Genomic DNA, 9981 nt, shown 5'->3' with positions numbered 1-9981 from the left:
CGTCTGCTCGGCCTTCAACGCCGACTTCGACGGTGACCAGATGGCCGTCCACGTACCGCTCTCGCTGGAAGCCCAGCTGGAAGCGCGCGTGCTGATGATGTCCACCAACAACATCCTGTCGCCGGCCAACGGCAAGCCGATCATCGTTCCTTCGCAGGACATGGTTCTCGGCCTGTACTACCTGTCGATGGACCGTACCGGCGAGCCGGGCGAAGGTATGAAGTTCGCGGACATGGCCGAAGTGCACCAGGCGCTTCACGTCGGTGCCGTGACGCTGCACTCGAAGATCGAGGCCCGCGTGCCGCAGACCGACGAGAACGGCGAGCAGTACATGAAGCGCTTCGAGACCACTCCGGGCCGCATGCTGCTGGGCGAATGCCTGCCGAAGTCGCACACCGTGCCCTTCGACGTCGTCAACCGCCTTCTCACCAAGAAGGAAATCGGGGACGTCATCGATCAGGTCTATCGTCACACCGGCCAGAAGGACACGGTGCTGTTCGCCGACGCGATCATGTCGCTCGGCTTCCGCAACGCGTTCAAGGCGGGCATCTCCTTCGGCAAGGATGACATGATCATCCCGGAATCGAAGGAAGCCCTGGTCGGCGAGACCAAGGAACTGGTGGCCGACTACGAGCAGCAGTACCAGGACGGCCTCATCACCCAGCAGGAAAAGTACAACAAGGTGATCGACGCCTGGAGCCGTTGCGGCGACCAGGTGGCGAACGCCATGATGGAAGACCTGAAGGCGCAGCCGGTCGATCCCGAGACGGGCCGCATGGCCCAGATCAACTCGATCTACATGATGAGCCACTCCGGTGCGCGTGGCTCCCCGGCGCAGATGAAGCAGCTGGGCGGTATGCGCGGCCTCATGGCCAAGCCGTCGGGCGAGATCATCGAAACGCCGATCATCTCGAACTTCAAGGAAGGTCTGACCGTTCTTGAATACTTCAACTCGACCCACGGCGCCCGTAAGGGCCTGGCCGACACCGCGCTCAAGACGGCAAACTCGGGTTACCTGACCCGCCGTCTGGTCGACGTGTCGCAGGACTGCGTCGTCGTGATCGAGGATTGCGGTACCGAGCGCGCGCTGGAAATGCGTTCGATCGTGCAGGGCGGTTCCACCATCGCCTCGCTCGCCGAGCGTATTCTGGGCCGTACCCTGGCCGAGGACATCGTCGACAAGGAAGGCAACACCGTTGCCGCCAAGGGCCAGCTCCTCGACGAAGCCGCCGTGGCTGCGATCGAGGCGACCGGCCTGCAGGCTGCCCGCATCCGTTCGCCGCTGGTCTGCGAAGCCCAGCAGGGCGTTTGCGGCAAGTGCTACGGTCGTGACCTTGCCCGTGGTACCCCGGTCAACATCGGTGAAGCGGTCGGCGTCATCGCCGCACAGTCGATCGGTGAACCGGGCACGCAGCTCACCATGCGTACCTTCCACATCGGCGGCGCCGCGCAGCTCAACGAAACCAGCCATCTGGAAGCGATCAGCGACGGTACCGTCGAATATCGTGACATCCCGACGATCGTCGACAAGCGCGGCCGTCGTCTGTCGCTGGCTCGAAACGGCGAGATCGTGGTGCTCGATACCGAGGGCCGCGAGCGCGCCATGCACCGCGTTCCTTACGGTACCGTGCTGCTGCACACCAGCGGCGCCACCATCAAGGAAGGCGAACGCCTGGCCGAGTGGGATCCGTTCTCGCTCCCGATCATCACCGAAACCTCGGGTACGGTGAAGTATCAGGACCTGATCGACACCCGCACGCTGACCGAGCAGGTCGACGATGCCACCGGCATGACCAGCCGCGTCGTCACCGAGGACCGTTCCTCGCGCAGCGCCAAGAAGAAGGAAGACCTGCGTCCGCGCATCACCCTTCTCGACGACGCTTCGGGCGAGGCCGCGCGCTACATGATGGCGCCGGGCACGACCCTCTCGGTGGAAGACGGCCAGACCGTCGAGGCCGGCGACATCATCGCCCGTGCCTCGCGCGAAGCCGCCAAGACCCGCGACATCACCGGCGGTCTGCCGCGCGTTGCCGAACTGTTCGAGGCCCGCAAGCCGAAGGACAACTCGATCATCGCCAAGGTTTCCGGCCGCATCGAGTTCGTTCGCGACTACAAGGCCAAGCGCAAGATCGCGATCATCCCGGAAGAGGGTGATCCGGTCGAGTACCTGATCCCGAAGAGCCGCGTGATCGACGTGCAGGAAGGCGACTTCGTCAAGAAGGGCGACAACCTGATTTCGGGCTCGCCCGATCCGCACGACATTCTGGAAGTCCTCGGCGTCGAGGCTCTGGCAGAATACCTCGTCGCGGAAATCCAGGAAGTCTACCGCTTGCAGGGCGTGAAGATCAACGACAAGCACATCGAGACGATCGTTCGTCAGATGCTGCAGAAGGTCGAGATCACGGCCGGTGGCGACACCACCCTGCTGCCGGGCGAACAGGTCGACTACGAGGAAATGTTCGAGATCAATAGCAAGCTTCCCGAGGGCAAGCAGCCCGCGGAAGGCAAGCCGGTGCTTCTCGGCATCACCAAGGCCTCGCTGCAGACCCGCTCGTTCATCTCGGCGGCGTCGTTCCAGGAGACCACCCGCGTGCTCACGCAGGCGGCTGTCGAGGGCAAGAAGGACTCGCTCATCGGCCTCAAGGAAAACGTCATCGTCGGCCGCCTCATCCCGGCGGGTACCGGTGCCGGCATGAACCGCGTTCGCGTGGCGGCCACCAGCCGCGACGCTGCCCTGCGCGCGTCGTACCGCCGCCTGCAGGAATCTCTGATCGCTGCCAACACGGCGGAAGAAGAGCATGCAGCCGAGCTGGCCCAGGGCCCGGAAGCCGCGATCGGCAACGATCCGCTCGCTTCGGTCGAAGGTGAAACCCATGGACTGGACGCCGATGCCGGCGATTACCTGATCAAGGGCGACGAGCAGGCCGAAGGCCAGCCCGAGGACGGCGACGAGGCGTAAGCCTCTCCCTTCCGCCTGACAGGCACACGAAAGGCCCCGCCGGAGCGATCCGGCGGGGCCTTTTGTTTTACGCTTCGATCGGTGGCTTACGATGCTCGACCGGCGACATGGCCTGTTGCCGCCATCACGAGCATATGGGCGCTACCTTCCGCTCGTTCCGCAAGGCTGATTCAGATGGGCAACCCCGAGTCCAAGTTCGTCCCGGCCGCGATGGCTTCCGTTATCGCCATGGCCGTGTTCGCAGTATGGTCCAGCCTTGCGGGGCTCGGTGGCTTCGTTTGAAGGTTAAAGTGAAAAGCAGGGGAGCATAGCCCCCCTGCACCCTCGATACTGTCGAGTTCACGCGGACCAACAGCCTCGTGCGCCCATGGCTGCGTCGGGAGACTTATTGGCTGCGCCGCAAGGGGGCGCACGACGAATAGCGACGCGCTACGTCGACATTCCGGGGTCTGGGGCGATGGCCCCAGGGTCATCCCTTTATCTTCCACCCCGATAACCGTGATGAGATCCGGTGCCCACCAGCGTCGCGATCAGGCCGACCAGCAGAGCGTCCCAGATCATCAATCCCCACACCGCCGCCGCAGGCTTCCCCAGCGCGAAACCGTGATTCCACTGATGGAGTTGCTGCAAGACGGCGAAAACCGGCCCGGTAATCAGCGCCATGCGCAAAGCCCGCCCCCAGCCCTTGCGGTAGGCATCCTTCAGGCCGCTGGTACGGTCGCCCAGCAGGCCTCCGATCATCAGCACCAAGCCCGGCAGACTTGCCAGGAAAAGCACCACCGAAAGCGCCAACTGTCCCGAGGGCGGCAGGCGAAAGTCGAAAAGACCGGGGATCGAGAACAGCACCTGCACGAAAAAGCCCAGCAGCACCTGCTTCCAGCCGATCCCGGCAAGGCTCCACCACCGCGCACTTTCGGCGCGGTTGGCCCAGAAGCGGGCGGCCAGCAGGATCGCAAGGACGAAGCCCGCCACTTTCAGCGACCCCAGCGACAGGCGTGCCGGGGCCGAGCCGAACGCCGCAAAGGCATCGTGGCTTGCGAACATACCCAGCCGTATCTCGACGACGTGCTGCGCGAATTCCGGCAGCACCGCGATCGCGGGGATGATCGGCGCCAGCTTCCACAGCATCACGCCGTCGCACAGCGAGGCGAGGAAAGCCCGTCCCTCCCCGCCCAGTCGCTGGCGGAAACTCATTCGCCCGAATTCATTTGCCAGAATTCATTCGGCCGCCTGGGTTTGACCCTGTTCCTGGGCCTCGTTCGCAGCTTCGATCTCGGCGGCTTTCGCCTCAACCAGCTTGACGATGTGGTCCAGCATGTCCTCGGACTGGACGACATGATCGGTCACGCCGGAGAGGTAGACCATGTGCTTGCCGTTGCCGCCGCCGGTCAGGCCGATGTCGGTCTCGCGCGCTTCGCCGGGGCCGTTTACGACGCAGCCGAGCACCGAGAGCGAGAGCGGGGTCTTGATATGCTGAAGGCGGTCTTCCAGCGCCTCTACCGTGCGGATCACGTCGAACCCTTGACGGGCGCAGCTGGGGCAGGAAACCACGCGGACGCCGCGCGTGCGCAGACCCAGCGCCTTGAGCATCTCGAAACCGACGCGCACTTCCTCTTCCGGTTCGGCCGAGAGGGAGACGCGCAGAGTGTCGCCGATACCGGACCAGAGCAGCATGCCCATGCCAATCGAGGACTTCACGGTGCCTCCGATCAGCCCGCCCGCCTCGGTGATGCCGAGGTGCAGCGGGCAATCCACCGCCTCCGCCAGGCCCTGGTAGGCGGCGACGGCCAGGAAAACATCGCTGGCCTTCACCGCCACCTTGTATTCGTGGAAGTCATGGTCCTGGAGCAGCTTGATGTGATCCAGCGCCGATTCGACCAACGCTTCGGGGCAAGGCTCGCCGTACTTTTCCAGCAGATCCTTTTCCAGGCTGCCCGCGTTGACGCCGATACGGATCGCGCAGCCATTGCCCTTGGCGGCGCGCACCACTTCGGCCACGCGGTCGTGGGAACCGATATTGCCAGGATTGATGCGCAGGCAGGCGGCGCCGGCATCGGCGGCTTCGAGCGCGCGCTTGTAGTGGAAATGAATGTCGGCGATCAGCGGCACGCGGGCGGCGCGGACGATCTCCTTCATCGCCGCCGTGCTCTCCACGTCCGGACAGGACACACGGATCAGATCCGCCCCGGCATCCTCGCAGCGGCGGATCTGGTCGATCGTCGCCCCGGCATCGGAGGTCAGGGTATTGGTCATGGTCTGCACCGTGATCGGGGCATCGCCGCCGACGGGAACATTGCCGACCATGATCTGGCGGCTCTTGCGGCGCTCGATGTCGCGCCAGGGACGTATGGAAGACATGGCGCCCCCTATAGGCCCTTGCGGTGACGGTTTGAAGCACGATTGCGTGTCATCGCTTCAGCCTTTCGGCTTTCGAGTGATCGGGCCAGGGAATGGCGCAGTGCGGGTGTCCTTGGCACACGGCGTACCGCCCCGACCCGCGGTCCCTCACCCAAAACTCGTCATCCTGAACTTGTTTCAGGATCCATCTTGCCGAACAGGCCGCCGTTGATGGTCAGGAATGGATCCTGAAACGAGTTCAGGATGACGCGGGTTTGTTCGGGCTAGCGTTGGTTGCTCCAGATAGCGTCGGTTGTTTCACGTGACGTCGGTCGCACGGGATAACGTCGCCCCCAGCACCCTTCACAACATCCGTGCGTAGAGGAACTCGTCGTCGCGCTGCTCGCCCACCATGAAGTGGATGTCCGCGATCTTGCCGAAGCCGTAGCGGGCGTAGAAATTCTGCGCGCCCTCGTTGCCGCTCCAGACCGAAAGCTGCACTTCGTCGGCGCCGTGATCGCGCGCGATCTCCAGCGCCCGGTCCATCAGTGCCGAGCCGATTCCGCGTCCGGTCGTATCCGGATCGGTATAGAGTTGCTTGAGTTCGATCACGCGCCGTCCCTGCGCATGTTCCGGCCAGCCGCAGGCCATCACGAGCTTGCAGAAGCCGAGCAGCCTGCCCTCTTCCTCCGCCACCACCACGCGCATGGCGGGATCGGCGATTTCCTTGGTCGTCTTTGCCGCGCTGTGCGATTCGTTCAGGAAGTTATCGAGATCCTCGGGCGTATACATGTTCCCGAACTTCGCGACGAAGCTGCGCGCCCCGAGATCGGCCAGGGCGGCTGCATCGGCAGGGGCGGCGATCCGCAATTCCATCATAGCGCCCTCGTCATGCACAGGGAAAAGGGATCGGCCTCATAGCTGCCGAAAGGCGGGCATTCCTCGAAGCCATGGGCGCGGTAGAGGCCATGGGCCGCGTGGAACGGTTCGGGTCGGCCGGTCTCCAGGCTGACGCGCAGATAGCCGCGCGCACGCGCCTCCTCCATCAGGCGCAGCAAGATCGCCTTGCCCACGCCCCTGCCCCGATAATCGTGGGCGGCGCGCATCGACTTGAGTTCGCCATGGCCATCGTCGAGATGCTTGATGGCGCCGCAACCGGCCAGCCGCCCGTTTTCCGCGTCAGTCACGTCCCAGGCCGAGAAGAAGGTCACGTCCGCCTGGCGCAGGCGCTCGGCCGGCATGGCGTGGACGCTCTCGGGTGGAGACCAGCGGTGCATCTCGTCGAGATGGAACTGAAGCAGGTCGAGCACCCGCCGGTCGGTCAGGTCATCCTCGATAATGGCAAGCTGGAAAGTCATTCAGGCGTTCCCGAGAACTTGTCGGCCTTGCGGCGGCCCATGCGCATGCCCGCTTCCAGACGGGCGCGCAACTGCGTGTAGTAGGCCTCCAAGAAGGCCCGCTCATCGTTCCAGCCGTCGCTGCGGCCGATCTTGTGCGCTATGGTCTGGTAGACGCTCTCCAGCGACTCCGAGCGATCGTCGCGAAGCACGCGTTCCAGCGCCTGCAGTTCGTATTCGCCGTAGACCGCCAGCTCGGCCTCCTCGAAGCGGTATCCCTGGCGACCAGCGGGCGCGGGCCGCGCCGCATCGGCCTCTACCGGGGCCTGCCGCTCCACCGACATCGCCGCTTCCAGCTTCTGCCGAGGCCGCTCCAGCACCCAGGTTCCGGCGATCATGTCCCCGGCACGCAAGGCATCGCGATTGAACAGCGGCATCAGCAGGAAGATCGCAAGCCATCCGCAGGCCGCCAGCCAGCCCATTCCACTCTCCGCGCCGGCCTGGAGGATGAAGACGACCGGCAGGAACAGCTCGATATCGCGCAGCAGGTTGCGGGCGATGACCATTTCCGCCGTCAGCCGTCCCCCGTCACGCGCGGCGATGCGAATGCCGGCAACCCGCTTGCCCGGCGTCGCCCCCCGCGGGCCCAGTTCGAAGAACAGGAAATAGGCATTGCGAAACAGGAACATCGCGATGACCCAGACGATCACCAGGAACTGCAAAGCATGGCCGAGCGCGTTCTTCTGGTCGAGATTACGGTCGATCCCGGTCACCCCTCCGGCGATTTCGATGAGGCCCCAGGTGGTCAGCCCCATGAGCGTGAGGATCACCACGAAATCGAGCAGCAGCGCCCCCAGCCGCGATCCCCGGCTGGCGACGGTGACGGGCACAGAAATCCCCTCCGGCGTCACCAGCACACGATCGCGCGCGGTGCGGCGATAGCGAGTGGGCACCACGCTCATGCCGCGCGCACTTTCCCGCGATTGCCCTTGAAGGCGAAGAAATAGGCGCACCACAGCGCCAGCATGAACCCACCGATGGCGAAGCGGCCGAAAGTCTGGTCCACCAGCTGCCGGGCGAAGCCTTCCAGCAGCGCGGCGATGATGAGCATCAGCACGACCCCGGTCATGACCAGCGCTGCCCGCCGCCCCGCCTCGGCCGTGGCCTGAAGCACCGGCCGGTTACCCGGAAAGGCCAGCGAGCGACCGATGTGCAGCCCCGCCGCACCTGCCAGCAGGATGGCGAACAGCTCTGTCGTGCCATGGACCGCCAGCCAGCCCGCGAAATCCACCAGCAGCCCGGCGCCATGGTAGAGCCAGAGCATCGCGCCCAGCATCGCCATGTTGTGGACCAGCAGCAGCAGCGAAGGGATGCCGAAGGCGAAGCCCAGCGCGAAGGCGAGGATGGAAACCTGCGAATTGTTGCTGAAGAGCTGGGTGGCGAACAGGCTCATGCCGTTCTCCCCGCTCGCCCCGAACAGGGTCCGCCGCAAGGCTTCCGGCGTGGCGCCCGGAACGCGCCCGCCCGCCATGTCGCCGCCCACGAGCACCTGATACCAGTTCACATCGTGCGCCACGAGAAGCCAGCCGACGGCAGTGCCCGCCACCATGACCGCCAGCGCCACCAGGATATCCAGCCAGATCGTGCGAACCGCCGCGCTCCAGCCGCCGCCCAGGAAGCCCCGCAGCCAGTCCCATAGCGAACTGCGCGGGCCGTAGACCACGAACCAGGCCCGCTGGACCAGCGCTTCCAGATAGGCCAGCGTGGCCGCGTCGAGCGAGGTCTCGCGCGCGATCGACAGGCTGGAGGCTACCGTGCGGTAAAGGCCCGGCAAAGCCAGCAGGTCTTCGTCGGAGAGGCGGCGCAGGCGGCCCTTTTCCATGCGCGTGACGATCGCCTCCAGCCGCTGCCAATCGGCCTGGCGCTCCAGGCGGAAGCGATCGGAGCGCAAGGCGGCGCTTTCGATCGCGGCAACGGATTCGGGAAGCCCGGATCTGGAGAATAGCCTGGAGACGTTCATCCGATCGCTCCCGATCGCTTGATGGCAAGATAGGCGTCGATCAGGCGTGTGCCGATCGTCTGATAAGGCGCCTCCACCACATCGACGCCAAGCTGTTGCAGTTTTCTCGTCACCAGTGCCCGCTGGCGCAGGAGCGTGTCGGCCGAAACCGCCATGGACAACGTCTCCAGGTCTTCCGGCGCCGCGCCGGAAATCGCTTCAAGCTCGTCGTCGGCCATGGTCACGAACAAGACGACATGGCGGGAGACGAGCCGGCCGATCGATTCGATCATGAGCTGGGCGCTGGTGGGGTCGGTGAAGTCGGAAAAGACGACGATCAGCGAGCGACGCTGGAGCCGCGCCGCCAGGGTCGCCAGCGCCAGCGTGAAGTTCGGCTCCTCGGAGCGGTACTCCAGGCCCGCCGCCGCGCGTTGCAGCCGAAAGAAATCACGCGATGCGGTGACGAAGGGCGTCGCCACTTCGGGGCGGGCGGCAAAGCCGAACAGCGACACCCGGTCGCCACCTTTCAGCGCGACATAGCCGGTCGCCAACGCCGCCGAAACCGCGCGGTCCAGCCGGGGCACACCCTGGATCGGCTCGCACATCGTCTGCCCGCAATCGAAGGCGAAGACGATCTGGTTGTTGCGCTCCGTCTCGTATTCCTTGGCATAGAGGTGGACGTGGCGGGCCGAGCTTTTCCAGTCGATTCGGCGGCGGTCCATGCCGGGTTCGTACTCGGCCAGCGATTCGAACTGGGTGCCCTCCCCCCGAATGCGCCGCGCGATCAGGCCGTACTGGGCGTCCTTGAGGAAAGTCTGCAAGGCGGGCGAGCGCACGGCGGCGATGTTCGGCCAGATCCGCACCTCCCTGCCCAGATCACCGCGAAACTGTCGCGCGCCGAGGCCGAGAGGCCCGGTCCAGCGCAACCACGTTCCGGAAATCCGCGCAGTGCCGCGCCGGGACGCCTGTAGCGACAGGACGCCGCGCCACCCCTGCTCCCCGCGCGTCAGCGGCAAGCCGGCCCGCCCCCCGGGCGCCAGACGCGGATCGCATTCCAGCACCAGTTCCACATGGGAGGTGCGTGTACCGGACAAATCGATCGTGGCCACGGCCTCAAACGGCGACCCTACCTCCACGTCGCCCGGCACCGCCACACGCAAATCGCCCAGGCGACCGGCCAGCAAGGCATCGACGACGATGAGCCCCAGCACGATCAGCCCCAGGATCGGGGCCACCACCCAGGCTTCGGGCCGGGTCGCGCCGATCACCAGCGCCACCGGGGCCGCGACGGCCAGCACCCCGGCCGCGCGCGCGGTGGGCACCATGGGAGCGGAACCCAGGCTCATCCG

At 65.5% G+C, this 9981-nt stretch carries 8 protein-coding genes; 1 reads left to right on the top strand and 7 read right to left on the bottom strand.

Annotated elements, in window-relative coordinates; all coding sequences use genetic code 11:
• On the top strand, window positions 1-2959 hold a 2959-nt coding region (locus RT424_RS08230), incomplete at its 5' end, for a DNA-directed RNA polymerase subunit beta' (RefSeq protein WP_313436163.1).
• Between the two features lie 477 nt (window positions 2960-3436).
• On the opposite strand, the gene RT424_RS08225 is transcribed toward RT424_RS08230, so the two are convergent.
• The 7 genes from RT424_RS08225 to RT424_RS08195 form a co-directional block, all read right to left on the bottom strand.
• On the bottom strand, window positions 3437-4153 hold the full coding sequence (locus RT424_RS08225) for a hypothetical protein (protein ID WP_313436160.1): 717 nt from the start codon (window positions 4151-4153) through the stop codon (window positions 3437-3439).
• Between the two features lie 24 nt (window positions 4154-4177).
• Entirely contained in the window at window positions 4178-5317 is a 1140-nt protein-coding gene (gene ispG, locus RT424_RS08220) for a flavodoxin-dependent (E)-4-hydroxy-3-methylbut-2-enyl-diphosphate synthase (protein WP_313436157.1), read from the bottom strand.
• 342 nt (window positions 5318-5659) lie between these two features.
• Complete coding sequence (locus RT424_RS08215; protein WP_313436155.1) at window positions 5660-6172, bottom strand: GNAT family N-acetyltransferase; 513 nt, start codon at window positions 6170-6172, stop codon at window positions 5660-5662.
• Window positions 6172-6654 carry a GNAT family N-acetyltransferase gene (locus tag RT424_RS08210; RefSeq protein ID WP_313436152.1) on the bottom strand — a complete coding sequence of 161 codons (483 nt, stop codon included), beginning with the start codon at window positions 6652-6654 and terminating at the stop codon, window positions 6172-6174. Before RT424_RS08210 ends, RT424_RS08215 begins: the two co-directional genes overlap by 1 nt.
• Window positions 6651-7595 carry an RDD family protein gene (locus tag RT424_RS08205; protein ID WP_313436149.1) on the bottom strand — a complete coding sequence of 315 codons (945 nt, stop codon included), beginning with the start codon at window positions 7593-7595 and terminating at the stop codon, window positions 6651-6653. Before RT424_RS08205 ends, RT424_RS08210 begins: the two co-directional genes overlap by 4 nt.
• Window positions 7592-8653, bottom strand: a complete 1062-nt coding sequence (locus tag RT424_RS08200) for a stage II sporulation protein M (protein ID WP_313436146.1) — start codon at window positions 8651-8653, stop codon at window positions 7592-7594. The genes RT424_RS08205 and RT424_RS08200 overlap by 4 nt, the downstream gene beginning before the upstream one ends.
• The gene (locus RT424_RS08195; RefSeq protein WP_313436144.1) at window positions 8650-9978 is read right to left on the bottom strand and encodes a DUF58 domain-containing protein; all 1329 of its coding nucleotides are present in this window, start codon (window positions 9976-9978) and stop codon (window positions 8650-8652) included. Before RT424_RS08195 ends, RT424_RS08200 begins: the two co-directional genes overlap by 4 nt.
• Window positions 9979-9981: the final 3 nt, after the last annotated feature.

Source organism: Novosphingobium sp. (assembly GCF_032093395.1).
In the GTDB taxonomy this organism is placed as follows: domain Bacteria; phylum Pseudomonadota; class Alphaproteobacteria; order Sphingomonadales; family Sphingomonadaceae; genus Novosphingobium.
The sequence above is the reverse complement of the archived record's forward strand: the minus strand, read 5'-3'. Positions and strand labels throughout refer to the sequence as shown.

Coding starts and splice junctions, on each gene's coding strand:
- RT424_RS08195 (WP_313436144.1), bottom strand. CDS start 9,978: ATGAGCCTGGGTTCCGCTCCCATGGTGCCCACCGCGCGCGCGGCCGGG.
- RT424_RS08225 (WP_313436160.1), bottom strand. CDS start 4,153: ATGAGTTTCCGCCAGCGACTGGGCGGGGAGGGACGGGCTTTCCTCGCC.
- RT424_RS08215 (WP_313436155.1), bottom strand. CDS start 6,172: ATGGAATTGCGGATCGCCGCCCCTGCCGATGCAGCCGCCCTGGCCGAT.
- RT424_RS08205 (WP_313436149.1), bottom strand. CDS start 7,595: ATGAGCGTGGTGCCCACTCGCTATCGCCGCACCGCGCGCGATCGTGTG.
- ispG (WP_313436157.1), bottom strand. CDS start 5,317: ATGTCTTCCATACGTCCCTGGCGCGACATCGAGCGCCGCAAGAGCCGC.
- RT424_RS08200 (WP_313436146.1), bottom strand. CDS start 8,653: ATGAACGTCTCCAGGCTATTCTCCAGATCCGGGCTTCCCGAATCCGTT.
- RT424_RS08210 (WP_313436152.1), bottom strand. CDS start 6,654: ATGACTTTCCAGCTTGCCATTATCGAGGATGACCTGACCGACCGGCGG.